The organism is Desulforhopalus sp., from assembly GCA_030247675.1.
Lineage (GTDB): Bacteria > Desulfobacterota > Desulfobulbia > Desulfobulbales > Desulfocapsaceae > Desulforhopalus_A.
The window spans coordinates 336,346-361,969 of sequence record JAOTRX010000004.1; the positions used below are offsets into that span (position 1 = coordinate 336,346).

Genomic DNA, 25,624 nt, shown 5'->3' on the forward strand with positions numbered 1-25,624 from the left:
CAGAGAGAAAAGAATTTGTCCATGAGTAAACCTGGCCCTGTTTCTGATCAATGGTTTTCAGGGAGGAGAGTCACCATAGGTCAGTCCACGTTGTAGTTGTTGCATAGAAACCGAGTTGAGAACTTGTCAAATAAATGAAATGCATATCACAGTTTGCAATATACACAGCTATCATTACAGGGATCTTGCAGAAGCATTACAATACCGTAATGTTAACCAACATTTGTAATGATCAGGCTGACATCCTTATAAGCGGTCCAGCCTGTATTTGGCGACGGTTACGACCAGACTATTGCCCACTGCAATCTTTGCCAAGTAGGGATTGATTGGTAAAAGGTTTGCTATGGCAATCTTATCAGGTTACGAAAAACTGATAGCTTACTTCCTGAATATTCTCAGAACCACCGGTTGGAAAAGGAACTCTACTAAAAAGTTAGGCAGAAATAACGCGCAGCAGTAGAAACCTCCAATTCATGAATTGACAAGAAAACCAGACGTTTAATGTGGCAACATTAACCTCATAACTTGAATCGGTGACATTCTAGTCAATACGGCGATTGCGACCCGCAACACACTTCAAATGTCAATGTTCATACTGTCAATTATCTGATTGACAACACGATGTATTGCCACCCACAGTGCGGTATTACTTGGACAGTCCGCTTCCACATTCCATCTTATGTCAGTTGCCAACATGTGTAATCGGCCTTAAATCTTTTCATAATAAAAGTAGAGGAGATTTGACATTGGTTTGTTGTTAAGGTATTTAATAAAATTCTTAAAAACCAGAACGGGGACACCTACTGGTTTTGCCCCTGTGGGCCACTAGCGTAGTGTTTCGGAGAAGTTCATCATGTCGATTATATCCATATCACGAGGCTCATATAGCAGAGGTAAGGAAGTTGCTGAAAAACTGGCCAATGCACTGAATTATGAGTGTATTTCGCGAGAGATCATCCTTGAAGCGTCAGAGCACTTTAATATTCCCGAACTCAAGCTAGTGCGAGCTATCCATGATGCGCCGACCATTTTGGATCGTTTTTCCTCGGGCAAGGAGCGATTTATAACCTTTTTCCGAGCAGCACTCCTCAAACATCTGCAGCGTGACAATGTAGTCTTTCATGGTTTGGGCAGCCATTTTTTTCTGCAACATTTTCCTCATGTCTTGAAAGTCAGAATAAGCGCAAACCTTGAGGATCGTGTCCGTGAAGAGATGATACGTGAAAACATCTCTGCCGAAGAAGCACGCATGGTACTGGTTAATGATGATGCGGAACGGCGCAAATGGGGCTTGCAGATTTTTGGGCAGGACACCTGGAATCCGCAACTCTATGACATGATCCTACATATAGGCAATATGAATGTTGATCAGGCTGTTTCTATTATTTTTCATGCTGTACAACAGCCCTGCTTTCTAAGCACCCCCGAGAGCCTCCATATGATGGCTGATGAGGCTTTATCTGCACAGGTGGAGGCTACTCTCGCGAAGACCTTTCCCAAGGTAATAGTTGATTCTGGAAACGGTGACGTGTTTATCAATGTTCGTGGCTCAAGGGCTGATGAAAAAAACATCACTGAGAAGGTCAAACGCCTGGTCGAAAAAGTTGAGGGGGTAAAAACCATTCAGGTCAACATTGTTCCTTTTATTGTTGAAGATTGAAATTTGGTAAAAAAGTGACGAGGCAGATAACAGAACATGGCTACCAGATATAATTTAACACCCCAGACCAGCGGAACCAAATCCTGGCGACGCAAATTATTTCCCTTTCTTCGCTGGTGGGGCTTTATCGGCTGGGACACTTTAAGAGCTGACCTTCTAGCCGGACTGACCGGGGCAGTTATCGTCCTTCCACAAGGCGTGGCCTTTGCCATGATTGCCGGTCTACCCCCAGAATACGGCCTCTATACTGCAATTATCACCCCTGTAGTGGCTGCGCTTTTTGGATCTTCTCTGCATTTGATATCCGGACCGACAACCGCTATCTCTATCGTGGTCTTCAGCACCGTCAGTTCCTTTGCGGAACCGGGATCTGCCGAGTACATCCGGCTTGTTTTAACCTTGACCTTTCTGGCCGGGGTATATCAGTTGGCATTTGGTCTGGCCAGACTGGGGACGCTGGTCAACTTTGTTTCCCATTCGGTGGTTGTCGGTTTTACGTCAGGTGCAGCTATCCTTATTGCCACGAGTCAGCTTAAACATGTCCTCGGCCTCAAGTTGCCAGGTGGCCATGACTTTCTCGAAGTCTGGCTTCATATTCTTGGGATGTTGAATCAGATCAATTTTTATGTGCTGATTATAGCCATGGTCACGCTGGTCTCTGCCGTCTTTTTTCGGGCAAAAATGCCGCGGTGGCCCGGAATGCTATTTGCCATGATCATCGGCAGCCTGCTTTGCCTGCTTCTTAATGGCAGTCAGCACGGCATCACTCTTGTCGGCCAGATGCCGGCCAGATTGCCACCGCTGTCAATGCCGGACCTTTCTTTGGTAACCGTTCGTAAGCTGGCACCCGATGCACTGGCTGTAGCACTTCTAGGCCTCATTGAGGCCTTGTCCATAGGCAGATCGATTGCTGCCAAGTCCCACCAGCCTATTGACGGCAATCAGGAATTTATCGGACAAGGCATATCAAACATGATCGGTTGTTTTTTCTCCAGCTATGCCGGTTCAGGATCTTTCACCCGCTCCGGCATCAACTATCAGGCTGGTGCCATAACTCCTCTTTCTGCGGTGTTTTCAGCGCTTTTTCTGGCTCTGCTCCTCTTGCTTGTTGCACCACTGACCGCCTATTTACCCATTGCCGCCATGGGCGGAATCATCCTCATGGTAGCCTATCACCTGATTGATGTACATCATATCCATACGATAATAAGAACCAGCAAGGAGGAAACAGCGGTGCTGTTGACCACCTTTCTCGCCACCCTTTTCCTGGACCTGGAGTTTGCCATTTATATAGGAGTCCTGCTCTCCCTGGTCCTCTACCTGAACCGCACCGCACATCCGCGCATTGCCAATCTCGCCCCGAACTCTGAAGTCGCAGGTCCCCCTTTCATCGAATCAGAATCCGAGTGCTCGTATCTGAAGGTGATCCGTATCGATGGCGCGTTGTTTTTTGGTGCAGTCAATCATGTGAGTGAATATCTTTATAATATTGATAAAAGTCTGCTACGTAAACGGAATGTGCTGATTATTGGCTGTGGCATCAATTTCATAGACGTGGCCGGTGCTGAACTGCTTGCTCAGGAGGCACAACGTCGTCGGAGCCAGAGAGGAGGACTCTACCTTTGTGAATTTCAGCCTCAAGCCTATAATGTTCTGGAACGAGGCGGATACGTGGATAAAATCGGCAAGGAGCATTTCTTTGCCACTCAGAAAGAAGCAATCACCAAGATAATTTCTGAAGCAGATCAATCTATCTGCCGGAGTTGCAAAAATCATGTTTTTAAACAGTGCCCAACAATCGTTGAAGTATAGTATTAGAACTGGCAACTCTGATTATTGTTAAACAACAATTTCCGATGTTCACATTTGGGCATCCCGTGAGGAGATTTACCCCCATCATACAAAAGAGTGCAGTTATTTAGAGTGACTCACGTTCATCACGTGGATGTTTAATTATTACGACCAAATGACAGATAGGTTATTAATAATCAGCAAAACTCAGGGAGTAGAGTATGGCTATTATCACAATATCAAGAGGATCCTACAGCAGGGGCAAGGAAGTAGCGGAAGGGCTTGCAAAACGACTTGGATATGAATGTGTTTCTCGGGATATCCTATTGGAAGCCTGTGCGGAGTTTTCCATTCCAGAAATCAGGCTGGTTAAGGCCTTGCATGATGCACCGTCCATCCTGGAACGGTTCAGCCACGGCAAAGAACGGTATATTAGCTATTTTAATTCGGCTTTTCTCAATCATGTGGCCAAGGATAATATTGTCTTCCATGGACTGTCGGGCCATTTCCTGCTGCAAGATATTGCCCACGCCTTCAAGGTACGAATTATCGCTGATATTGAGGCTCGGATAGCAGAAGAGATGCGGCGGGAAAACTGTTCAGAGCAAGAGGCCCGCTATTTGTTGACCAAGGACGATGAGGAACGTCGTCGTTGGAGCATGGCACTGTACGGCAAAGATACCTGGAACAGTAGCCTGTATGATATGGTGCTGCATATCAACACCCTGAAAGTGGAGGATGTTGTGGATGTGTTGCATGATGTAGTGCGCAAGGGAAGATTCGATGCCACTCCGGAATCACTTACTCTCTTACGGCAGCGGACCCTTATGGCCAACATCCATGCGAAAGTTGTAGACTCTTCACCTCATGTAACGGTTGCCATCGACGAAGGGGTGGTGACGCTTGTCAATCTTGACGGCAACCTTAAAAATGATGGGCAACAACGCCAGAACACTGCGGCAATGCTGATAGATACCTATGGTCTGAAGGATGTTGTTTTTGCCAAGCCGGTCGAGAGCAAAAAAGATCATATCAATACCTTTTATAATCTCGATATCAAATAATCCGCACTGATGCCGCCCCCCTGGCAGTCGAAACGGAACACAAGCAAGGATCGATCACCCTCAATTTTGTTTTGCCGAATATCTGGCTGAGACGTGGTTTTGCGTACTTGGCGGCGATTATCGACCAGTACTATCATCGGGTATTGAACTGGCGGATCGCCGCCGTTTTTTCGTCTTTTTCTCAATAATCTCTATCTCGTCGGCAGTTCTCAAACCTTGAACTGACCCGATGGTGATTTGGAGCAAATTCGACGCACGAAGATTGGTATTGCCTGTATTGGTGAAAATCCAGGTAGAGAGATGCTCGTTCAGGCTTCATGGGTTCTGATCCGCAAAGACGGGCGCCCAGGAAGTGGTATGCGATTGCCTCGACTGTAAAGAAGCTCTTGCTGAATGTGCAGAAGACATTCGGCAAAGACAAGAAAATTTGAGCTATTTTATCGCTCGCTATAGAAAAGTGGCTGACCCCGGCGATCTTGGATTGTAGTGATAAAAAAATGATTCTCGAGAAGAGTCTGTCATGCAAAAAACACGAGGAATTCAGTATTCGAAACTAGGCGTCATTTCCTTAGCCCATATGCTTAATGATCTCTACAGCAATTATCTTCCCCAATTGCTTCCATTTTTGGTTGTATTGCATCAGGGATTTACAGCTACCAGAGCCGCGATCCTGGTCTCGACCTTCAGTATCACATCTTCGTTTGCCCAGCCATTTTTTGGCTATTTTCTGGACCGGCAAAGCAAGCGTTGGCTCTTGTATGTGGGGACTTTGTGGATGGCAGTCATGCTCAGCTTAACCGGAATTGTTGAAAGCTATTGGACGATCGTCCTTTTGGCGGCTTTGGCCGGACTTGGTACGGCTGCGTTTCATCCGCAGGCGTCAACCATGGTCAATGTATTGAGCGGAGATTACAAAGCTGTTCTGCTGTCAGCTTTCGTGGGGTTCGGCAATATCGGCTTTGCATTGGGACCGCTTCTGCTGGTGCCACTCTTTCAGGCCTATGGGTTGAAGGCAACTCTCGTTACCGTCATCCCCGGAATTATTGTCGCATTTTTGCTCTATTTCTTTTCGCCGCGAAATGCTCTATTAACAGGGGCATCCCCGGATCTTGCCGCAGTTTGGATCTCGGTAAAAGCGGCGCGACGGGAACTTTTCGCCATCATCAGCGTGATTGCCATTCGTTCCTTGTCATACACAGGGATGTTGACCATGTTGCCGCTATATTTTCAGTCTCAAAACATATCCAATATTACAGCGAGCCGGTTGCTGACCCTCATGCTGTTTACTGGGGCTGTCGGAGGTTTGATGGGCGGATTTATCTCTGACTATTACGGTCGAAAACGGTTGATTGTTGGATCGCTGGTCCTATCCACGCCATTATTCTTTATTTTTTTCTACACAGATGGAATTGTTAGCATTATTTTTCTGGCGCTGGCCGGAGCGACCCTGTTATCCAGCTTTTCGGTAACAGTGATTGCCACGCAGGAAGCCATTCCCGATAACAAAGCATTGGCGGCAGGACTGAGCATGGGGTTGGCTGGCGGGATCGGTGGGCTGGCAGTGATTTCTATCGGCTGGATTGCCGATATTTGGGGCCTTTCGTCGGCAGTGATTGTCATTTTTCTGCTGCCGGTGGTGGCCGGTCTGGTTGCTTTGCTGATGAAGAGCCGCCCAGCTGCTCGCCATCAGCGAAATCACGCGTGAATGTTGAGGCAATGTGGAGGATTGATTGACATGGATTTGGTTATAAATAGGAACAATAGGGTATACTAAAATTTCAGATAACCATTTAAATTTTGCCTAACTCCATAAACTTGATTATGCAAATCTGTAATCTTTTCACCGATGCAATTCCACCTCAAGAAGGCGAGCGCTTCGGCACAATTCTCAGTCATAAGAATCTCGTTATTGAACGTATAGTCAGCTCAGAAGCGATCCACTCCACAAGAGTACGTGCAAACTCAAGACGAATGGGTACTTTTGTTTCAAGGAGAGGCAATTCTTCAATTAGCAGGCGAATCAATTTCACTCAAGGCAGGCGATAATCTATTTTTGCCAGCCGGTGTACCACATACTGTCGTGCAGACTTCGGAAGGCTCAATGTGGTTGGCTGTTCATCTTCACCCCAAGTAAACACTTTTTCCTAAGTTTTTAGACAATCAACTGCCCGGAAAGCAATATAAAGTGATGCTTCCCAGGCAATTATTCTATCAACCGGTAACTTTACAGGAACCAGGTGTGCGGATCCTGTCTCTTGTCCCTTGACCTGAACCACCACCATTGCCATATCTTGCTGCAATTGCCTGAAGCATTGCAGAATCATCGATTTTTTCGATGGTTTTACAGGAACCAGGGATGCGGGTGCGGATTTGATCCCCTGTGCTGGACTTACTTTGTTTTCCCGCAGCCATTGCCGGTGCGGCGAACATCATGATTGTTCCAGCTACGAGTAATGTTTTGCAAACTGTCTTAAATGTATGCATATAACTGTTCTCCTATTGATCTTGCCGAACGGGATTTGCGGGTAATCCGCCATTAGAGGGACCCTTTCAGCTAATTACTATGCATACAACGATACAAACGACAAAAGGTTACAAGGAATATTGAAAAAATGTTATTTTAAGTGAGATAATGCCAATTGGGGGTATATGCGATCAGAGTCTACTGAGTTTATTTCTTCCTGGTTGGTGCCGATGTGATATTAATCTGGTGGATAAACGGGCGAATAAAATTTGATGGCCTTAGTGAATTTGTGTAAATCTTGTCGATGTTACATGATTTATTGAAATTCTACCAAATGATGTTGTATTGCAGGACACAAAAATGACAAGTTCAAATTAATGCAGAATAATATGACACAAAACACAACAGATGCAATTTACATCCAAGAATTCGTTATCCCCGAAAGCGCTCTGGACCAGAATGGACACGTTAACAATGTCGTCTTTGTCCAATGGATGCAGGATGTGGCCATTCTCCACTCGGAGTCAACCGGTGGAAATCAGGCGACGAATTCAATTGGTGCCACCTGGTTTGTTCGCTCCCATAATATAGAATACTTGACTCCAGCATTTGCCGGTGATCATTTGATTTTGCAAACTTGGGTAGTCGATTTTCGGCGAGCCACATCTCTTCGACGCTATCGATTCATACGAAAAAAAGACCAGAAGCTGCTCGCCAAAGGGGAAACTGAATGGGTTTTCGTGGATATGAAGAGCGGTCGACCTCGAACAATTCCACCCGAGGTCCAAGTAACTTTCCCACTCATTGGCAAAGATGATGAACCATTATAATTTCAATGCCTGATAACATTAAGGGTAGTTGGTTGAAATCGATCGGCGATAGTCAGGAAATGCATTTGAAATATCTTGCTTTCAAAAAATCAAAATTATAATACTAAAATATGATAGGTTTTCTAGATAACTCACTAATTCACTTACAATAGGCATTTATAATTCATGAATTAGCAAGAAAGCAAGGCGTTGAGTGTGGCAACATTAACCTCATAACGTGAATCGGCAACATTCAAGTCAATACGGCGATTTCGACCTGCAACACACTTCAAATGTCAATGTTCATACTGTCAGTTATCTGATTGACCACACGATGCATTGCCACCCACAGTGCCGTAATTGCCTGGACAGTTTTCTTCCATGGCATTCCCCCAATTGGCCTTTTTTTAAATAACGCTGGGAGGTTGCAATTATCCAGCGTACTGACTATCTTTCGACAGTTGCCTTTTGCATCACCGAAGGCTTCTCAGCCGACATTCAACCGCTGCACAGCACCGCAAAGATCCATGCGACCTGAGGTCTTGCTGCAGTAACTGCCTGTACCATTACCCGGATCATTCACTGTTGGGAAGGGTAAAGTTCTATGACATTTTCAATTCCACGCTCGGCGATCCTGCACCGCTTGCTTCCCCTGATTGCCCTGACCCTTTTCGTTGCGGCATTGTGGGTACTACATGATGCGCTCCGTGAGTTCCATTACCACCAGATCCTGGAACAGCTTCGCACCATCCCACTCCCCCATGTTCTGGCTGCCGTCGGGCTTACAGCTTTAAGCTATTTGCTCATGACCGTCTATGACCACTTGGCGATTTCTTATATTCGCCATCCACTGGACCCGCGCAAGGTAACTCTGGCCGCTTTTATCAGCTATGCCTTTAGTAACACCATAGGTTTATCTTTGCTGACCTCCGGATCAATCCGCTATCGCCTGTATTCGGCCTGGGGTTTAACCGCCCAAGAGATTGCCCGCATAGTTACCTTTACGGCGCTCACCTTCTGGCTTGGGATCGGCACGGTTGCGACTGTTGTGTTTATTGCCGAACCCATGGCCATGCCGGTTATAGCACACGTACCGGTACATTCGACCCGCCTGGTCGGGTTGATTTTTGCTGTGTTAGTGCTCGGCTATCTGGTTTTCGTCTCCTTATGGAGAAAGCCTTTCCGCTTCCTGAGCTGGGAACTGCCCATCCCCTCTCTGCGCCTTGCCGGGTTGCAGTTGCTGATCGGAGCCCTTGACTGGATTCTTGCCGGTTGCGTCCTTTTTGTCCTTCTCCCGGAACAGGCCAACCTGTCCTTTGGGCAGTTTCTCGGCATCTATCTCCTGGCCCAGGTTGTTGCCTTGATCAGTCATGTCCCAGGGGGCCTGGGGGTCTTTGAATCGATTATTCTGCTGTCGGCCCCACAAATCCCCGCCGATGCCCTGCTCGGCTCGATAGTCATCTACCGGGGCGTTTATTACCTGCTGCCCTTGTCTCTGGCGGCGCTCCTCCTGGGAGGCAACGAACTTGCTGAGAAAAAGCACCTGTTTAAAAAGACTTTCCGCCACGTGGACCAATGGCTGGGAATCATGGTGCCCTATCTGCTCTCGGTAACCACCATGATCAGCGGTGCGGTTCTCCTCTTCTCCGGGGCCACACCGACAATACCCGGTCGCCTGCACTGGCTCTACGAGATCCTGCCCTTGCCGGTTATCGAATTATCGCATTTCCTCGGTAGTCTCATTGGGGTATGTCTGCTGCTGCTGGCTCGGGGGCTGCAGCGGCGAATCGATGCGGCCTATGTCTTTATGGCGGTATTTCTCGGGGCCGGTGTCTGCCTCTCACTGCTCAAGGGCGCGGATTATGAGGAGGCCTTACTGCTTAGCCTGATGCTGGCGGCTTTATTGCCCTGTCGGAGACATTTTTACCGCCGCTCCTCGTTGTTCCAGGATTCCTTAAGCTTCGGCTGGATTGCCACGGTCCTGCTGGTTTTGGCCTGTTCCATCTGGCTGGGCGTCTTTTCCTACAAACATGTTGATTACTCTAGTGAAATGTGGTGGCAGTTCGCTTTGGAGGGGGATGCCCCCAGGTTTCTGCGAGCGACGGTGGGTGCCGCTATCCTCCTCTTACTCTTGACCTTGGCAAGACTCATGGGGCCGGCCCTCAAAGATCCCAAACCTCCGGGACAAGACGAGTTAAACCTGGCGCGACAGATTATCGGCCGGTCGCCGCTGACGCTGCCGAATCTTGCCCTGCTCGGCGACAAGGAACTACTGTTCGACGATCAGCATACGGGCTTTGTCATGTACGGAGTCGAGGGCCGCGCCTGGGTGGCCCTGGGGGATCCGGTTGGGCCACCGGAAGTCGCCCGGGAACTCGCCTGGCAATTTCGTGAAATGGTTGAGAGACAGGGCGGGCAGACGGTTTTCTATGAAATCGATATGTCAATGTTGCATGTATATCTGGATATGGGCCTGACCCTCTTTAAGCTTGGAGAGAACGCCAGTGTGCCGCTCACCACATTTTCTCTCGAAGGTGCGGACCGCAAAGGCCTGCGCTATACCCACCGGCATCTGACAAAAGACGGCTGCCACTTTGAAGTCCTCCCTTCCACCGACCTCCCGCAACTCCTGCCGGAATTACGCAAAATTTCCGATGACTGGCTGCTGGATAAACATACCCGTGAGAAACGCTTCTCTCTTGGCAGTTTTGATGAGCAATATCTCCTCAATTTTCCAGTTGCCATAGTAAAACAGCAGGACAAGATCGTCGCCTTTGCTAATCTCTGGATGGGAGCAAATAACCAAGATCTGTCGTTTGACCTCATGCGCTTTGGCTCTCTGGCCCCACGCGGAGTTATGGATTTTCTCTTTATCGGCTTAATGCTGTGGGGCAAGGAGCAGGGCTATCGGTCGATCGATCTCGGCATGGCGCCCCTCTCGGGTCTTGACAACCGCACTTTTGCCCCGCTGTGGAATCGGGTCGGAGCAGTTGTTTTCCAGCATGGGGAACATTTTTATAACTTTGAGGGATTACGTGAGTACAAAGAAAAATTCAAGCCGATCTGGGCGCCCCGCTACCTGGCCTGTCCCGGGGGTTTATTGGCATTACCGCGTATCCTGGTGAAAATTTCCACTTTGATCAGTGGCGGCATCAAAGGGGTAGTTGCCAAATAAGGCGAATTTCACAGCTGGTGCCTGCTGATTCTCCTGGCTATTGAACAGTTTTTCCGACCACATCGCCTACAAATTTCCCGTGGATCTCTTTGGTAAGCGCCTCAATCCTCAGGCTCAAATCCTTTGTAATTTCCGTGAGCTGGGTGTTTTGTTGCAACAACTCCATCAACTGCGCGGTCTGCTGATTGGCAAGGACCTGACGTTGCTCACTGGCCAAGGCCAAGGCCTCTCTATGCTGTGCATCAGCCTCTGCGTGCACCTTGTCCCGTTCGGCTTGTCGGGTTTGCGCCAGGAGAATAAGTGGCGCCGCATAGGCAGCCTGAAGGCTGAAGGCAAGATTTAAGAGGATAAATGGATACACGTCAAACGCTGTCAGCCCCGCTGCATTGATTCCTATCCAGACAGCAACAATAATTGTCTGCACGACAATAAAAAACGGCGTCCCAAAAAATCTTGCAAATGCTTCTGCCTTTAAGGCAAACCAGTCGTCTCCGAATACCGATGCCAAATGCATATGCGGCAGATGAAATCTGAAATAGTGATTTCTCTGATGGTTTGTTGCGGTTGCTCCTGTATTGACGGCAGCTACGGTATCTTTGGGTATCATTTTTTTGCTTCCTTTCCTAAGAATCGAGGACCTTTTTGCCTTGCAAAAACGGTCACCTTATTGTCGGCCGGTGGCCGGCGAGCCGCCACGAATACCGGCTTTTTCATATCTTGCCAGGATCAATCTGGTGAGTTTCGGGTAGTCTTCGTCAAAATGGTGGCCACCCGGCAATTTCAGCAGGTCGGCTTCCGTATGTACAATGTCCATGCAGGCTGTCTCGTCTTTTTCTTTCTCACCGTAAATACATAGTACTTTGTTGGCAGGCAGGCGAAGCAATTCTGGGGCCATGGGCAGTTCACCGCTGCTTTGCCCCAACCACCCGGAAACCTGAATCTCGAAATCAATCTGTTTGCCGATCGCCAAGAAAACCAAAAGACGTACGCTTTCTTTATCACTTAGCGGCAAGCGATTATAGAGCGGTGGAAGGATGTCGGCACCAAATGAATATCCGGCAAGGACAAAGGATTTTGCCCCCCAGGCCTTGCGATAATAGTCTAAGGTCTTGACTAAATCGTCGGTGGCTTGCTCGGGCGTTTTTCGACTCCAAAAGGTCCGCAAGGTATCGACACCAACCACCGGGTAACCTTGTTTCGCCATATCTTCGGCAATGATACGATCAAGATCTCGCCAGCCGCCATCTCCTGAATAAAATATTGTCACGGTTTCATTTGCGGCGGTTGCCGGAACTTCGACAACCGCCATGGGTACAGAAGGACGACCAGACGGATCGATTAGTTTTTGCAGCTCCTCAACCAGAACGGCATCAGTCGCTGTACCGTATGGGGCAATGGTCGTTTTCGCTCCGGAAAGTTCTTTTACAAAGACAGCTGTCTTCTTTGCCGGCTGATCGGACCAAGCTGCATGCCAGGTGCCGACCAAGCCGGACGATGCTGTCAAGATGTTCCGCTCCTCTTGCCGGCTGGTAATAAATGGCGGACAGAGAGTTAAAGAGTCGGGTAATTTTACGGAAAAATCAATGGACAGATTTGTCGCCTTGTGCCCCGAAGACGATTCGGCATAAAGAAAAGGCAGCAAAGCTCCATCGTCGATGCCGCTGACGATAAGATTTTTTTTGTCGGACATGGAAATTTCTTGCAGCAAAGTGCTGATCGATGCCGCTACCTGTGAGGCATCGAGGCATTGCCGGGTTCCCGCTGAACGACCTTTAAAAACACGTTCCGTATCGATAACTGCCACTTGAACCCGGAGTCGCGCAATCCGTTCAGCCAGTTCGGCTGGAGGATATTTCTTTGGATCAGCAAAAACTAAAACCTGTTGGCGATTGCCAAAAAGAGGGTAGGCAATAGAGACGGGACCGAAACTGTCGGTAGCAATATTTGTATGCCAAACCAGTCCGTTTTTATGATAAGCAAACCACAACTCCATGGCTAAAAAGCTCATCACAGCACAGGTTATCGCCATTTTTTTCAAGGTCAGAAAAAGACTCCCCGAAAGAGATACGCGGACAAAGCAGCACCCAGGGCGGCAACCACCAGACTCGTCAAGGCGCTGAGATTGACAAAGTAACCGCTTGGTATCTCGACGGGCTGGAGTGTCTGCAGCACTTTCCTGTACTGCAGGACTGCGGCTGTAGAAGAGAGTACCCCGAGGATAATAAAGGAAAGACCAATCCAGAAGGAAAGCCCCCTCTGCACCGACTCACTGTGTTGCGGCAGCAACATGTGGACAAACAAGCCGAATCTCTCTACCACAAAACCAAAAGCCATGAGGGTCAAAGAGGTTCGAGTCCAAGCCAACAGTGTTCGTTCTGCTGCAAAGAAAACTCTTGGGTCATTGAGGTCAGACATTTTCAGTGATTCACGAATGAGTTGAAAAATTATGCAGGTACGATGTTCTCCGTGCTTTTCAATGATTACAACGTATCGAGTAGTATATTGAAAATCAAGGCGATAATTTGATGAGATGTTGCAGGATAGGAGATCGGGTATGAAAAAAAGTGGCAAAAGCACTGGTCAGATGCTGCGAGGTGGCGTGTAGTATTGACAAACACATGGGATATCCTATTATCTGAGAATAAATGTTAATTGCCTTCTTGGAGCACAACAACCATGCAGATAACCAATATGAGCAACCCAGCACCATCAAGCGGTGTATCCATTCTTAAATCAGCAAATGAGCAACCAAAGCTTGCTGGTGAGCTCATTAATAGGACGGTTGAGGATATGGTGCAAATTCAAGCTGCACAGTCACCCTCCCAACGTATTGACATATCCGAAATAACAGGAACCGGGAAGATAATCAACACTACCGCGTGAATGTTTTTTAGAGAAACACCAAAACAAATATCTCTTCTCGTCAACAACAGGGAGCATGTGATGAGTATAAGTGGGATAAGTGGAACGATGAACTATCAAGCCATGCAAATTGCCGGGCAGAAGAACAGTGGTCAAGCCAACCGTCAGACTCAAGCTGTAGCGCAAAGTTCGACCGAGGAAAGCAAGGAAAACAGAGCTGTTAAAAGTCAGGAAGTCAGCCAGGTGTCCGAGGCCACGGAGGCAAAATCCATCAATCTTTACGCCTGATATTCTGAGAGGATTACTGCTCACCAGGATCGGCTTTGACCGCATCAGCGTGTAACTTGCCGTTCTGGAGCATTTCTCCTCTCGGCTCGGTAAAGGAGCACCCCCATTGCCGTTAAAGCCGCGAACGATGCTCCTGCAATAAACGCGGCTGAGGCGCCGAATCCGCTCCACAACCATCCTGCCAGGGCGCTTGCCGGAAAGAGCGCTATACCGCTTACCAGATTGAAGACCCCGAAGGCAGTACCTCGAAGATCGGCCGGAGCAGTGTCGGCAACGAGTTTTGCGAGCAAGCCTTGGGTGAGTGCCATGTGCAGGCCCCAGAGTGCTGATCCCAGGAATGCAATGCCGGGCGACGCAGCTATCGCCAAGAAGATATCGGAGGCGACAAGTACTCCAAGCCCCAGCAACAAAAGTGTTCGGGCTGAAAATCGGTCCGCCGCAGCGCCTGCCGGATATGCACATCCGGCATAGACAAGATTCATCACAATCATGATCGCCGGTACATAGCCGACAGCAAGTCCGACGTCCTGGGCACGGAGAATCAAAAACGCTTCACTGAAACGAGCGAGGGTAAATCCTGCCCCGAGCGCAACGATAAGCCAGTACCGGCGCGACAGGCGCTTGGCTGCAGCTGGCGTCAGGCGATTTCCGGCCCTTATTGTTTTGCCTGGAGGCTCGGTTTCATGTACCGCAACGATCAGCAGAAACACTGAGAGAAAGGCTGGTATAATAGCTATCCACAGCACGGCTTTGATGTCATTTGCCAACCACAGCATGAAGACAGTGGCGAGGAGAGGCCCGACAAAGGCCCCGACGGAATCGAGCGACTGGCGTAAACCGAAGGCTGCGCCGCGAAGCTGCGGTGGCGCGATATCGGCGACCAGTGCATCACGCGGCGCGCCACGAATGCCTTTACCAATGCGATCGACAAAGCGTGCTCCGAATACCCAGCCTATTGTTGATGCAAGCGGAAATATCGGCTTGGTCATGGCACCTAATGCGTATCCAACTACTGCGAGGAGCTTTCGTTTTCCTAAGTAATCACTGATAGCCCCCGAAAACACCTTGGTGATCGCCGCCGCTCCCTCGGCAATGCCTTCGACAATGCCGATCGTCATCATCGATGCACCGAGCGTCGTTGCCATGAATATCGGCAAGAGGCTGTGTACAAGCTCGGACGAGATGTCCATGAGCATTGAAACAAATCCAAGCGCTCAAATGCCTTTCGGCATTTTGTGGTAGTGGCTCTGAGGAGCGGCGGGCAATTCATTTGTCATGCGATATCTTGTCACACTCTTTTCAGCAATGCCTCAGATTCACTCGGCAGGATGATACTGAAAGTTGTCCAGCCATCACTGCTTTTAACCTCAATGCTGCCGCCATGCAGTTCGACAATCCTGTGGACGATCAATTTCCAGCGGGAATAATTTTGAGAGAACCATATTGTCATTGTCTATTCATATCAACAATGATGTTCTTTGCTTCTCCTACATATGGATCCTGATTTAGTTCTTCTTTCCACCTGAGGATATCGTCCTTGGGGGTATCCTTTTTTTCATCGGTGATCTCAAGTTGATCGTCATATAGCTTTGTCTGGTGGTTTCGGAACTGGGCGCTGAATTTTTTTCGCTCCTCACGGGCCTCTTCTATCCTCTGGCGCATATCTGTTAGCTTCAATGAAATAGCGGTCTGTTTGCTTCGTTCATCCGCCTTTACCGCCTCCTCGGCGATGAGCTGCAACCCCGGATCATGTTCACCTCTCTGCAGACTCATTTTCCGGATCATATCCAGATCAATGGGCTTGCCGCTGAAGGAAGTATACTTTACAGGGCCGATTTGATCCCAAGGAAGAGAGTAATCAAGATACTTTTCACCTGATTTCAGGTGCTGAAATAAACTCGGCAGGACAATATCGGGCACAACACCATTGTACTGGGTGGAACCGCCGGTGATTCGGTAGAACTTCTGGATAGTCACCTTCACCACCCCGAGATCGCCAACTTCTTTTGCCATTGAATCTCGTAGATTTTTGTTCAGATCTATAATGGTCTGCACAGTCCCTTTTCCATGGGTATGTTCGCCACCGACAATAATGGCTCGCTTATAATCCTGCAGGGCTGCGGCCACGATCTCCGACGCCGAAGCGGAAAACTGGTTAACCAGAACAACAAGTGGACCGCTGTATTTGATAGTATCATCGTCGTCGTTCAGAACGCGGATCTTTCCGCTGCTGTCCTTGACCTGAACAACAGGCCCGGACTTGATGAATAACCCGGCGATATCGACGGCATCACCCAGCGAGCCGCCGCCATCATTGCGCAGGTCAAGAATAATCCCATTGAGTTTGTTTTTTCTCAGATCTTTTATGGCTTTACGGGTATCATCGGTGGCGTTCCTGGCATCTTCACCGCTCATTGTCTTTTCAAAATCCCGGTAAAAACTTGGGATCAGGATATAACCGATCTTCCCGCCATCCGGGGCGTCCAGCATCGTATCTTTTACGAAGGTATCTTCTACCTGAACCACATCTCTGACTATTGGTATAACCTTTTTTGTCCCATCCGGTTTCTTCACCGTCAGAAGAACCTTGGTTCCTTTCGGTCCCCGGATCAGGCGCACAGCATCAGTGGGACGCATATTAGTAATATCAACCGGGTCGGCACCATTTTCTGAAATTTGCAGAAGACTATCTTCAGCCTGGAGCATACCCTGTTTGGCGGCAGGGCCTCCAGGGATGATACTCATAACCTTGATAAATCCGTTCTCCTCGCCAAGAAGAGCCCCCACTCCTTGCAGATTACCACGCATTTGAATGTCAAACTCTTCTCTTTGGTTGGGGGGAAGATAGTTTGTATGTGGGTCAAAGGCCCTGGCAATCGCATTAAAAAAGCGGTCATAATGATCCAACAGCGTTTCTTGATGCAGACGAAGGAAAAACTCTTTATTTACCTTGACCTCCTTCTCTTTCGCCTTCTCCCACAGCTCATCTTCCGGAAGTTTCTCCTTCGCTTTTATCTGCTCCTCCTCAAGGTCAAGATACCGGTACATAACCTGCGCTTTCACTATCCTGCGCCATCTGTCCTCTAAGCCTTGCATATCATCGACATAGGCAATTTTTTTTGGATCGGTTTCATAGATTTCATCACTCTTCACATCAAAACCGGTAGCCAATATCTGATCCACCATTTTTTCAACCTGGTCGATCCGTTCTTTCATGATATCGTATCCGGTTGCCGGCAGAACATTGGTCCCTTGTTCCAGGTCATCAGTTATATGGGAGGCAAAGGAACGGAGTACCTTTACGTCGCTACTCAGCAGAAACCTTTTCTGGTAATCAAGCTGCTTCAGGTAGAGATCGAAGACCTCTATGGACAAGGATTCATTCATCTCCTTATGACTGAAGTGGACGGCGGGAAGCTCTTTTTCCAGCATATAACCGATCAGCTGGTTTCTCTTCTGGACAAATCCCTGGATATCTTTTGCACTACCGGAACCGGCAGTGCAAAAAAGAAGCACCAGAAAGATCGCAAAAGCTCGTTTAGTGAAATTTTTCATATATTTTTCAACCGTAAAAAAAGGTGGTAACAGATCGTTATGGACTGCCTGGCACAAATGTCGCGGCTGTGCCTAAAACCTAGATCATTTCGTTCTGATTTCATGTAGTTAATCTCCTGTTCCGACTATTTCCACTATAAATTCTTCCTGTGTCAGGAAATAGCTCGGGCAATAGTGAATGCCGCCGCCGCAGCCAACCCATCGATAAGTCTGGTCTGCAGAGCACTACGTATCGGCCGGGCGCCGGTGAAGAACCCTTTTGCAAAACCAAAGACAAACAGTGCCAATAGCGTTAAAATAGACGAGAGAGTAAGGCTCGACCGCTATTATCCAGAAGCATATAGGGCAAAAGCGGGATCATCCCCCCAAACAATATAGGCGCTTGAAATAGTAAGGGCACTGTTACGCGCCCGCCGAGGTTTAATCCCTTCAAGCCCCAACTCGAAACGCATCATAAAGTTGACCCAGTCGCTTGGTCGATGGCGTAGGGCCTCAACCAGCGGGGCAACCTGCTGGGCGGTGAGTCCGTAACCGAGAAACACTTTTTCGATTTCGGCGCACTCTGTTTCTGGTTTTTCTACTATTTCCCGTTCCTCCCGGCGACGTTCATTGGTGTAATGTTCTATATCGCTACGGGTTGCAAGGTATCCTCCCAACCCCATGGCGATGGAGCCGGCAGCGATATCAGCAAGCCCGGCGGTTACAATAATACCAGTTGCAATGATCGCGCCTGTCAGCCCGGCAGCGAGTGCAAAAGAACCGGTGAGGCCATCCAACATCCAATAACCATGTCACGAACACTGTCACTGGCGGTAAAGTGCTGTTCGGTATGGGAAATCATGGGCATTGGAAACCCCTTCTTGCAATGGTTAATATTATAGTTTCCTTCCGCCGGTAAACGTGAAGAATACCGGGACTATGTTCAGTACCCCTCTTCTGAGTGAATTGACTCTTCGACCGATTGTTGCTTACAAAAAAGCAAGCAACAATCGGTACGGTGATGTCTATAACATGTAAAAGCAATTAACGAAAAATATTGATCAGGCAACATCAATAACCCGATTTCCCACACTTTTAACAACTACCTGTCAGGTGAAGTGGAGCAGTTCCTTGCCCGCTTGGTAGACGGTGATTTCACCGGACGATTCTGAGAGAACAACAGCTATAGCCTGGGTATGACTGGTAAGCGCGCAGGCTGAATGGTGCCGTGCTCCCTTGCCGGATTCCATGCCGTCGGAACGGCCCTGCGTGGCGATGAAGACGGCGGACGACCGCACTTCACCATTGGGGTTCACCAAGAACGCCCCATCCAGGGCGCTCAATTCGCGAAGGATCTCTATGAAGTCATCGCGGAAGATGTTGCGTATGTTTGCAGGATAGCCAGCGCAGGGGTTAAGAATGAGCTGCCAGGTGTAAGGTGCCACATCATCCGGAGAGCTGATAATGAAACAAGTGCCGATAGATTTGCCCTCCCGGCCTTCGTGGGCGAATCGCATGGAGATGCTGATAAGCATCAGGAGGGTTTGTGGAGTTTCAATACTGTCGAACGAGGCAATTTGGCTGTCCATCAGCCAGGGTAGCTGATGGGAGGGTATCACGATGTGCAATCCATTGATCATGCCACTCTCGCAGGCGGTAAGGTTGATCGCCGGTTTGTGAAACTCCAGCTTGCCCGTCACGACTGCCAAGAAATAGCCCAGGGTAAGAAAATTTTCCCCCTTTGCGATCTTCGGTACTGGGATGACCGAATGAGCGGTGGTTTCCTCTACTGGTAGACTTTCCGGGGTTCGAGATAGCCAAATGTAACGTTGAAAAGATCTCGCCTCTGAAAGGAAGTCAATCTCATTACGACCACAGGCTTGGATGATGAGAGTGTCTATACCCAGTTCCCTGGCCAGCGCGTCGGCATGGCTCATGATCAACTTTTCTTGCTCCTGCCCCTGGGGGCAATTATAGCTTTTTGTGTCCATGCTGTTGGTCCTTAATTTGTCAGCAACTAAGTTAGGTATAACAGGCCATCTTTGTTAAGTATTTCTTTCAATTGATAATTGGTCGAATTTTACCCAGATGAGGGTCTGATTTGTCTCAAGGTGCTGGGAAAACAAGGTAGACTCACACAATATTTCAATTTAATTAAAATGTTATGATCTCATATCCGTTATCCCTATATGATGCCATTCCGGGATGGCCGGATACATCATCAAGAATGGTAAGACCCTGTTCTTTTGCAGACTCAAGGGTTCCCAATTTGTTGGAACATGCTTTGCAAACCCCTGCTACCAGGCCTGCCTCAAGATTCTTTTTCCACAATCCGTTCAAGGAATTTTCTGATTTCACCAGTTCTGGGATCAGTTTGACTGAAGCCCCTTCAATAATGATTTTCGCTTCGTGTCCTTTGGCCTTCATATCCAGTGCATTCAAAAGCACATGAATGAAACACATTGGATCGCCGTTGAATACAAATAGGGCAAATTTTTTCATGGTGTGACTCCTTTTATGTATTTTTTGAAAAAATGCTGATGTTCATGCGTCCGATCATATTCGTTTCAAGGAACATATCTGAAAATCAGATAACTGACAGGTGGTGTCTATCCGTATTTTGCGAAAAAGTTCCCCTTGCCAGGATTTTGTATTTCCAATTGCAGGGGCCAAGTCTGTGAAACCCATCCGAGTCCATATCAACAAATGTTTCGGTTGGTTATTTGTTTCAATCACAGTAAAGAAACCACCCATCTGATCAACACAAGGATCAATTCGAAAAGACCAATCACAATTCTTTGCCCATACTGTAGCACCTTTTCAAGAATAGAAATTTGATCTTCTCCCTCGGTATTTTCCTTCTGTAGAAGTCTTTTTGCCCTTGCTTCGGGATCAGGATGACTGGAAAGGAATGTGTGCTGTCTGGCTAAAGCTGCAAGTTTGTTAAGTGCTGAAACAGCAGAAGCTATTTGATACCCTTCTGCTTGAAGAAAATCCGCAGCATATTGATCTGCTTGTCTTTCTTCATGTTGCGAGAATTGAGCATGGGTGAGCTGTTCGGCAAAGCTGCCGATCACGGAACTGGCAATTTGACCAATTTGACTCTCCTGGGATGCCAACCCTTTTCTTAACGCACTTGTGGAATAAGCCAGCACCACTTTCTTTCTGGAATGATTTTTCACGACATGTCCCATTTCATGACCGATAACAAAAAGAAGCTCTTCATCGTTCATAAGATCCATTAACCCAGAAAATACTCTTATGGTCCCATCAGCCATGGCAAACGCATTTACATCCTTTGTGAGATATGCCTTGAAATTAAAGGAGTTTCCATCTCTTTTAGACTGATCTGCAACAAGCTTTCGCAGACGAGCATCATAGGGATTTCCAGTTGGAGCGACATGATGCTTACCGTCCGCATCATAAGCAGCACGCTGTGCGATATTTTTCACACTTTCGTCGGAGAGGGTAATAGCTGTAACAGCATCTGATGCTGCATCTGTCATCACGGCAATATTGGTATCTTCACACGAAACAAGGACCATTGCGGAGAGAATGATGAGAATATATCTAATCTGGATCATGGAGTTTTTAGACTACCTTTTAAAAAGCAGTACTGATAGTTTTATCTATCTGATTAACGGTAGCTTAATACAGCCGGTTTATCATGCAAGTTTTTATCGCGTAAAAAGCAGGACGATACTTCGGATCGATGTCGATCGGCGTGGTAGATAAGCAAATCAATGTGCTCATAGAGATCATGGCAGAAATCATTACATTATAAACAGTTTGTTCTCATCATGTCAGAAAGGCGAAAATCCTTTCACTTCCAAGCGTTGGCACAGATCCAGAATTACTCCACCCTCGCGGTCTCAAAATGTAGGGGGTTGAATTGTTTCCGGGCCTCACCAGAGGACCGTACCCAAGCAGTAGATCAACCCTTTTTATTGTATTCTGGCGACAAGCTGTGATAAATTTTGGAAAGCTCATTTTCCTTCCCTGCCGATTTCTCTGAGAGACTCAGGAGAAAACCTATGCCGACCATTAAAAACAGTCTCTACTTGACATTCTTCTCAAGCGTAATCGGTGCAGCCCTTTTCATGGTAATTGGAATAGGCTATTTTTGGATCGATTCGGAGTTGAAAAGCTTTGATGAAGATGCAATCACGCTGCGAGATTCATTTGTCGAAGAGCAGAAAAACAAGGTCAAGAATGTCGTCGATCAAGTCGTTCAGCATATCAAATTCAGGCGGGATACCACCGAACAGAGCATTAAAGACAACCTTAAAGAACGGGTATATGAGGCCGTAAAACTCTGCCAACATCTCTACGAAACGTACCACGACACGAAAAGCCAAGAAGAACTCATTGTCTTGATTAAAGAGAGTCTGCGGACAATCCGCTTCAACCATGGACGGGGTTATTATTTTATCTACGATTTGCAGGGCAACAATGTCCTTTTACCAAATAACCCCGAACTGGAAGGCAAGAATCTCCTCAACCTGCTCGATGACAAAGGTCAATATACTGTTCAACGCTATATCAAAATTGTCCAGGATCAAAGCGAAGGCTATATGGAATGGAACTGGTATAAGCCAGGCGAAACAACCAAAATGTCCAAAAAGATCGGATTTGCAAAATCTTTCAGCGAGTTAAACTGGTTCATCGGAACTGGTGAATATGTCGAAGACGTTGAAAAGGAGATACAAGAAGAAATTCTGACCTATATCAACACAATCCGTTTTGATTATGACAACTATGTTTTTGCATATGATTTCGCGGCAATTACTCTGGCCCACTTCAAGCCCGAGAACATTGGCAAAAATCAATGGAATTTTGTTGATCCAAACGGCGTGTTGGTTTTACAGAAACTGATTCAACTCTCTCAGGAACCTGACGGCGGTTTTTTACAATATGTCGGCACCATTAAACCGGAAACCGGCAAACCAAGCGAAAAAATTAGTTACGCCGACAGTATCCCTGAATGGCGTTGGATGATAGGGGCTGGGGTTTATCTTGATGATATTGAGCTGGTGCTTGCAAAAAAACATGAAAAATTGCAGCAAAGAATCAAAGATCACTTTTTGAAGGCTATGCTGATCCTGCTGCTAGCCCTTGCCGTGATCGCATTTTGGGCTCGTATCTTTTCAGCCAATCTGAAACGGAACGTCAAGGCATTTACTTCATTTTTTTGAGGAGGCTGCGATAAAGGCCGTTCGAATGGATGACAAGCTTGTTCACTTAGAAGAATTTAAGTACATGGTAATCCCAGCTAACCGTATGCTTGATGATAGAAATAAGGCCCTGGAGGCGCTACAGGAGAGTGAAGAGCGCTTAAATTTGGCTATCAGTGCCACCGGGCAGGGTTTATGGGATTTTAATCTGGAAAATGATATTCTGATTTGGGACCGGAGGGCCTTTTCTATCTTTGGCTGTGATCCGACGACCATCATACCGTCCAGAAAAACCATCGGATCCAAGGCTAATCCCGAAGATTGGGCGGCGGCTGAACGAGCGCTGGAAGATCATTTAACCGGTAAAACGGAAGACTACCGTGCAGAATATCGTTTGCAACGAGACAATAACGAGTGGATCTGGATTCTTGATCAAGGGAAGATTACCAAACGAGATGAAAAAGGCAAAGGTATAAGGGCAGTCGGTACCTATATCGATATTACTTCCGCCAAAGAGGCGGAGCATGAAAAGACCGAACTTCGCGAGCAGTTAAACCGTTCGAAAAAAATGGAGGCGCTTGGGTTACTGGCCGGAGGCGTTGCCCATGATCTGAACAACGTGCTTTCGGGAATTGTCAGCTATCCCGATCTGCTGCTCGAAAACCTGCCCGTAGATAGCTCTCTCAGCAAGCCACTCAAAATGATCAGGGATTCGGGCACCAAGGCTGCGGCAATCGTCCAGGATCTACTTACCTTGGCCCGTCGCGGAATTGTCGCCTATGATGTGGTCAATATCAACGAGATCGTCGCTGAATATCTCGCCTCTCCGGAATATAAAAATCTGCAGTCTCAGTATCCAATGACGAAGGTTGAGGCCCATCTTGACCCCTCTCTGTTGAAAATCAAAGGTTCGGCTAGCCACCTCTATAAATCTCTGACAAATCTCATCACCAATGCCTTTGAGGCTCAGCCCGATGGTGGCCCTATTACAATTGTTACCGCCAACCGATATCTCGAAGAAACCTTCAGGGGTTATGAATCAATTCTTTCAGGAGAATATGTTCTTCTTCGGGTGGAAGATCGAGGAATGGGTATCGCTCCGGAAGACATTAAACGAATCTTCGAACCTTTCTTTACCAAAAAAATCATGGGCCGTCGAAGCGGAACCGGACTGGGAATGGCGATAGTCTGGGGAACCGTTCAAGATCATAGCGGCTATATCGATGTGCAGAGCAAGCAAGATAAGGGCTCAGTATTTGAACTCTATTTCCCGGTTACTCGGGATGAACCTGGTAATGAGCCAACCACCAATGCCACCACAAATCTGATGGGCGCTGGTCAACACATCTTAGTTGTTGATGACATTGCTGAACAGAGACACATTGCCGAGCGTATACTCAGCAATCTCGGGTATAAGGTTACAACTGCAGAAAGTGGAGAAGCTGCCGTTACGATGCTGCAAAAACAGGTTGTCGATCTTGTGGTACTCGATATGATCATGGAACCAGGCATGGACGGTCTCGATACTTATCGGCAGATCATTGAAATTTATCCTGGTCAAAAGGCCATAATCACCAGTGGCTATACCGAAACGGACCGAGTAAAGCAGACTCAGCTGCTTGGTGCTGGACAATACTTGCGAAAACCCTATACTTACAAGGGCCTTGGCCTCGCGGTTTATTTAGAGCTCAGTCGCCGATGATAGAGCAAACTCAATGTTTGATTTTTGCAACCCACATAATTGTTGAGGCATTGAGCGTTGTGAACATGAAGAGACAGACACCGCAATAGGAACTAACTCATTATATTACTATCACCATTCTCTCTGCAACAACACACATCGACGTCATGATCATCCGATGTCACAATTGTTGGTTTGTCCCTCGACAAAAAATGGCGGGATAAAAAAGAACCAAGTCCGCCGTGGCTCGAAGTACTGGTGCTTTGAGTGATAGGTCTTGAAATATTCTCATTTTTCATTGAAGTCTTCATCAATTCTTCACTATCGACCCGTTATATCATAGAGATTCACCTTACTATCATAAATGGTCTTAGATATAACAATCTTGACTTTAAGGGTTGATTATGATGACAAATGAAAAAAAATACAGGCTTGGCGAGTTTATTCTCACAGAGCACGGTGGCGTTTTCCTTACTTGGATCACTCATATGGTTTTTGGCTGCCAACGCAGTGGAAAATGTTTGATTCTTGGCAATATTCTAATAGTATTCCCATGGGAAAGCGAAGAGCCTGGGTACTTGAAGTTGGAATTTCACATGAATCAAATGAGATTGCCAGTATGGAATTCAACCAAATATTATTGCGTTGCTCCGAACCTTCGACAAGTTAGTGTTGATAGAAGTGTTACAAAACATTTGGTAGAGCAAATTTCTGCCAACAAAATCAAATCAGAAACCGTTAATATTACTGGGCCAAGTGTATTTCGCCTCGGTCGGCGTAAAATTTCAGTTGATGAAAATGGTGTTATATCCTGGCAAGCCATAAGTGAGTTGAGCAAAATAATTGGCGGGACATGCAATATCGAATCAGGAGTCCTTTGTCTAGGTCCTAAAGAAATCGAATTTTTAGATGAGGGCCAAAGCAGATTATTTTATACCAGCTTGAAAGTGTTGCAAAAATGGGACAAAACACTTTTATGGGGACACCAAGAATCTCTCTTGATTTGCAAAGAATCGGAACATAGAAATTCTAATATTATTAATTGGAATTCTGAACATACGAAGGCTTGCCTGAGCGACTATTTTCCGTTTCTATCCTCTCCATAAGTGCAATGATCGAAAA

General features: G+C 47.2%; 21 protein-coding genes and 1 pseudogene. 11 read left to right on the top strand and 11 right to left on the bottom strand.

Going from position 1 to position 25,624, the window contains the following annotated elements; translation table 11 throughout:
• Positions 1-853: 853 nt before the first annotated feature.
• From OEL83_11045 to OEL83_11060, 4 genes are all read left to right on the top strand, one after another.
• Complete coding sequence (locus OEL83_11045) at positions 854-1,660, top strand: cytidylate kinase-like family protein (GenBank protein MDK9707573.1); 807 nt, start codon at positions 854-856, stop codon at positions 1,658-1,660.
• A gap of 36 nt (positions 1,661-1,696) precedes the next feature.
• Positions 1,697-3,472 carry a sulfate permease gene (sulP, locus tag OEL83_11050; protein MDK9707574.1) on the top strand — a complete coding sequence of 592 codons (1,776 nt, stop codon included), beginning with the start codon at positions 1,697-1,699 and terminating at the stop codon, positions 3,470-3,472.
• 200 nt (positions 3,473-3,672) lie between these two features.
• On the top strand, positions 3,673-4,515 hold the full coding sequence (locus tag OEL83_11055) for a cytidylate kinase-like family protein (GenBank protein ID MDK9707575.1): 843 nt from the start codon (positions 3,673-3,675) through the stop codon (positions 4,513-4,515).
• A 520-nt stretch (positions 4,516-5,035) separates the two neighbouring features.
• Positions 5,036-6,220 (top strand): MFS transporter, encoded by a 1,185-nt coding sequence (locus tag OEL83_11060; protein MDK9707576.1) that lies wholly within the window; start codon positions 5,036-5,038, stop codon positions 6,218-6,220.
• A 506-nt stretch (positions 6,221-6,726) separates the two neighbouring features.
• On the opposite strand, the gene OEL83_11065 is transcribed toward OEL83_11060, so the two are convergent.
• On the bottom strand, positions 6,727-6,999 hold the full coding sequence (locus OEL83_11065; protein MDK9707577.1) for a hypothetical protein: 273 nt from the start codon (positions 6,997-6,999) through the stop codon (positions 6,727-6,729).
• A 324-nt stretch (positions 7,000-7,323) separates the two neighbouring features.
• Here OEL83_11065 and OEL83_11070 point away from each other — a divergent pair, with 324 nt between their 5' ends.
• Together OEL83_11070 and mprF are read left to right on the top strand one after the other, a co-directional pair.
• On the top strand, positions 7,324-7,809 hold the full coding sequence (locus tag OEL83_11070; GenBank protein MDK9707578.1) for an acyl-CoA thioesterase: 486 nt from the start codon (positions 7,324-7,326) through the stop codon (positions 7,807-7,809).
• Positions 7,810-8,392: 583 nt separating this feature from the next.
• Positions 8,393-10,963, top strand: a complete 2,571-nt coding sequence (gene mprF / locus OEL83_11075; protein MDK9707579.1) for a bifunctional lysylphosphatidylglycerol flippase/synthetase MprF — start codon at positions 8,393-8,395, stop codon at positions 10,961-10,963.
• Positions 10,964-11,000: 37 nt separating this feature from the next.
• Here the strand turns inward: mprF and OEL83_11080 are convergent, their stop codons facing one another.
• From OEL83_11080 to OEL83_11090, 3 genes are read right to left on the bottom strand one after another with little or no spacing between them, the layout of a single operon-like run.
• Entirely contained in the window at positions 11,001-11,570 is a 570-nt protein-coding gene (locus OEL83_11080) for a DUF1003 domain-containing protein (GenBank protein MDK9707580.1), read from the bottom strand.
• A 57-nt stretch (positions 11,571-11,627) separates the two neighbouring features.
• Positions 11,628-12,992: a hypothetical protein gene (locus OEL83_11085; GenBank protein ID MDK9707581.1), complete on the bottom strand. Its 1,365-nt coding sequence runs from the start codon at positions 12,990-12,992 to the stop codon at positions 11,628-11,630.
• An 11-nt stretch (positions 12,993-13,003) separates the two neighbouring features.
• Positions 13,004-13,378, bottom strand: a complete 375-nt coding sequence (locus OEL83_11090; protein MDK9707582.1) for a DUF202 domain-containing protein — start codon at positions 13,376-13,378, stop codon at positions 13,004-13,006.
• 261 nt (positions 13,379-13,639) lie between these two features.
• Between OEL83_11090 and OEL83_11095 the strand changes: the two genes are divergently transcribed.
• A complete protein-coding gene (locus OEL83_11095) occupies positions 13,640-13,846 on the top strand; it encodes a hypothetical protein (protein MDK9707583.1) in 207 nt (68 codons plus the stop codon).
• 87 nt (positions 13,847-13,933) lie between these two features.
• Complete coding sequence (locus OEL83_11100) at positions 13,934-14,113, top strand: hypothetical protein (protein MDK9707584.1); 180 nt, start codon at positions 13,934-13,936, stop codon at positions 14,111-14,113.
• A 44-nt stretch (positions 14,114-14,157) separates the two neighbouring features.
• On the opposite strand, the gene OEL83_11105 is transcribed toward OEL83_11100, so the two are convergent.
• The 7 genes and pseudogenes from OEL83_11105 to OEL83_11135 all read right to left on the bottom strand — a co-directional run bounded on the left by OEL83_11105 (position 14,158) and on the right by OEL83_11135 (position 21,231).
• On the bottom strand, positions 14,158-15,309 hold the full coding sequence (locus tag OEL83_11105; GenBank protein ID MDK9707585.1) for an MFS transporter: 1,152 nt from the start codon (positions 15,307-15,309) through the stop codon (positions 14,158-14,160).
• Between the two features lie 92 nt (positions 15,310-15,401).
• Positions 15,402-15,563 carry a hypothetical protein gene (locus OEL83_11110; protein MDK9707586.1) on the bottom strand — a complete coding sequence of 54 codons (162 nt, stop codon included), beginning with the start codon at positions 15,561-15,563 and terminating at the stop codon, positions 15,402-15,404.
• Complete coding sequence (locus OEL83_11115) at positions 15,560-17,668, bottom strand: carboxy terminal-processing peptidase (GenBank protein ID MDK9707587.1); 2,109 nt, start codon at positions 17,666-17,668, stop codon at positions 15,560-15,562. The genes OEL83_11110 and OEL83_11115 overlap by 4 nt, the downstream gene beginning before the upstream one ends.
• Positions 17,669-17,820: 152 nt before the next feature.
• Positions 17,821-18,447: pseudogene (locus tag OEL83_11120) on the bottom strand (VIT1/CCC1 transporter family protein).
• A 309-nt stretch (positions 18,448-18,756) separates the two neighbouring features.
• A complete protein-coding gene (locus OEL83_11125) occupies positions 18,757-19,638 on the bottom strand; it encodes a diadenylate cyclase (protein MDK9707588.1) in 882 nt (293 codons plus the stop codon).
• A 163-nt stretch (positions 19,639-19,801) separates the two neighbouring features.
• Positions 19,802-20,149, bottom strand: coding sequence for a cytoplasmic protein (locus OEL83_11130; GenBank protein MDK9707589.1), 348 nt, complete (start codon positions 20,147-20,149; stop codon positions 19,802-19,804).
• A gap of 230 nt (positions 20,150-20,379) precedes the next feature.
• Positions 20,380-21,231, bottom strand: coding sequence for a M48 family metallopeptidase (locus OEL83_11135; GenBank protein MDK9707590.1), 852 nt, complete (start codon positions 21,229-21,231; stop codon positions 20,380-20,382).
• 450 nt (positions 21,232-21,681) lie between these two features.
• Between OEL83_11135 and OEL83_11140 the strand changes: the two genes are divergently transcribed.
• From OEL83_11140 to OEL83_11150, 3 genes are all read left to right on the top strand, one after another.
• Positions 21,682-22,842 carry a cache domain-containing protein gene (locus tag OEL83_11140; GenBank protein ID MDK9707591.1) on the top strand — a complete coding sequence of 387 codons (1,161 nt, stop codon included), beginning with the start codon at positions 21,682-21,684 and terminating at the stop codon, positions 22,840-22,842.
• 25 nt (positions 22,843-22,867) lie between these two features.
• Positions 22,868-24,523, top strand: coding sequence for a response regulator (locus tag OEL83_11145; protein MDK9707592.1), 1,656 nt, complete (start codon positions 22,868-22,870; stop codon positions 24,521-24,523).
• A gap of 383 nt (positions 24,524-24,906) precedes the next feature.
• Positions 24,907-25,608 (top strand): hypothetical protein, encoded by a 702-nt coding sequence (locus OEL83_11150; GenBank protein MDK9707593.1) that lies wholly within the window; start codon positions 24,907-24,909, stop codon positions 25,606-25,608.
• The last annotated feature ends 16 nt before the right edge of the window (positions 25,609-25,624 follow it).

What these genes read in the sequence shown, in the direction of transcription:
- OEL83_11130 (MDK9707589.1), bottom strand. Translation starts at nt 20,149, where the DNA reads ATGAAAAAATTTGCCCTATTTGTATTCAACGGCGATCCAATGTGTTTC.
- OEL83_11105 (MDK9707585.1), bottom strand. Translation starts at nt 15,309, where the DNA reads ATGCTCATGGACATCTCGTCCGAGCTTGTACACAGCCTCTTGCCGATA.
- OEL83_11125 (MDK9707588.1), bottom strand. Translation starts at nt 19,638, where the DNA reads ATGGACACAAAAAGCTATAATTGCCCCCAGGGGCAGGAGCAAGAAAAG.
- OEL83_11145 (MDK9707592.1), top strand. Translation starts at nt 22,868, where the DNA reads ATGGATGACAAGCTTGTTCACTTAGAAGAATTTAAGTACATGGTAATC.
- OEL83_11080 (MDK9707580.1), bottom strand. Translation starts at nt 11,570, where the DNA reads ATGATACCCAAAGATACCGTAGCTGCCGTCAATACAGGAGCAACCGCA.
- OEL83_11115 (MDK9707587.1), bottom strand. Translation starts at nt 17,668, where the DNA reads ATGAAAAATTTCACTAAACGAGCTTTTGCGATCTTTCTGGTGCTTCTT.
- OEL83_11140 (MDK9707591.1), top strand. Translation starts at nt 21,682, where the DNA reads ATGCCGACCATTAAAAACAGTCTCTACTTGACATTCTTCTCAAGCGTA.
- OEL83_11100 (MDK9707584.1), top strand. Translation starts at nt 13,934, where the DNA reads ATGAACTATCAAGCCATGCAAATTGCCGGGCAGAAGAACAGTGGTCAA.
- OEL83_11060 (MDK9707576.1), top strand. Translation starts at nt 5,036, where the DNA reads ATGCAAAAAACACGAGGAATTCAGTATTCGAAACTAGGCGTCATTTCC.
- OEL83_11095 (MDK9707583.1), top strand. Translation starts at nt 13,640, where the DNA reads ATGCAGATAACCAATATGAGCAACCCAGCACCATCAAGCGGTGTATCC.
- OEL83_11090 (MDK9707582.1), bottom strand. Translation starts at nt 13,378, where the DNA reads ATGTCTGACCTCAATGACCCAAGAGTTTTCTTTGCAGCAGAACGAACA.
- OEL83_11085 (MDK9707581.1), bottom strand. Translation starts at nt 12,992, where the DNA reads ATGGCGATAACCTGTGCTGTGATGAGCTTTTTAGCCATGGAGTTGTGG.
- OEL83_11135 (MDK9707590.1), bottom strand. Translation starts at nt 21,231, where the DNA reads ATGATCCAGATTAGATATATTCTCATCATTCTCTCCGCAATGGTCCTT.
- OEL83_11150 (MDK9707593.1), top strand. Translation starts at nt 24,907, where the DNA reads ATGATGACAAATGAAAAAAAATACAGGCTTGGCGAGTTTATTCTCACA.
- OEL83_11055 (MDK9707575.1), top strand. Translation starts at nt 3,673, where the DNA reads ATGGCTATTATCACAATATCAAGAGGATCCTACAGCAGGGGCAAGGAA.
- sulP (MDK9707574.1), top strand. Translation starts at nt 1,697, where the DNA reads ATGGCTACCAGATATAATTTAACACCCCAGACCAGCGGAACCAAATCC.
- OEL83_11045 (MDK9707573.1), top strand. Translation starts at nt 854, where the DNA reads ATGTCGATTATATCCATATCACGAGGCTCATATAGCAGAGGTAAGGAA.
- OEL83_11110 (MDK9707586.1), bottom strand. Translation starts at nt 15,563, where the DNA reads ATGACAATATGGTTCTCTCAAAATTATTCCCGCTGGAAATTGATCGTC.
- mprF (MDK9707579.1), top strand. Translation starts at nt 8,393, where the DNA reads ATGACATTTTCAATTCCACGCTCGGCGATCCTGCACCGCTTGCTTCCC.
- OEL83_11065 (MDK9707577.1), bottom strand. Translation starts at nt 6,999, where the DNA reads ATGCATACATTTAAGACAGTTTGCAAAACATTACTCGTAGCTGGAACA.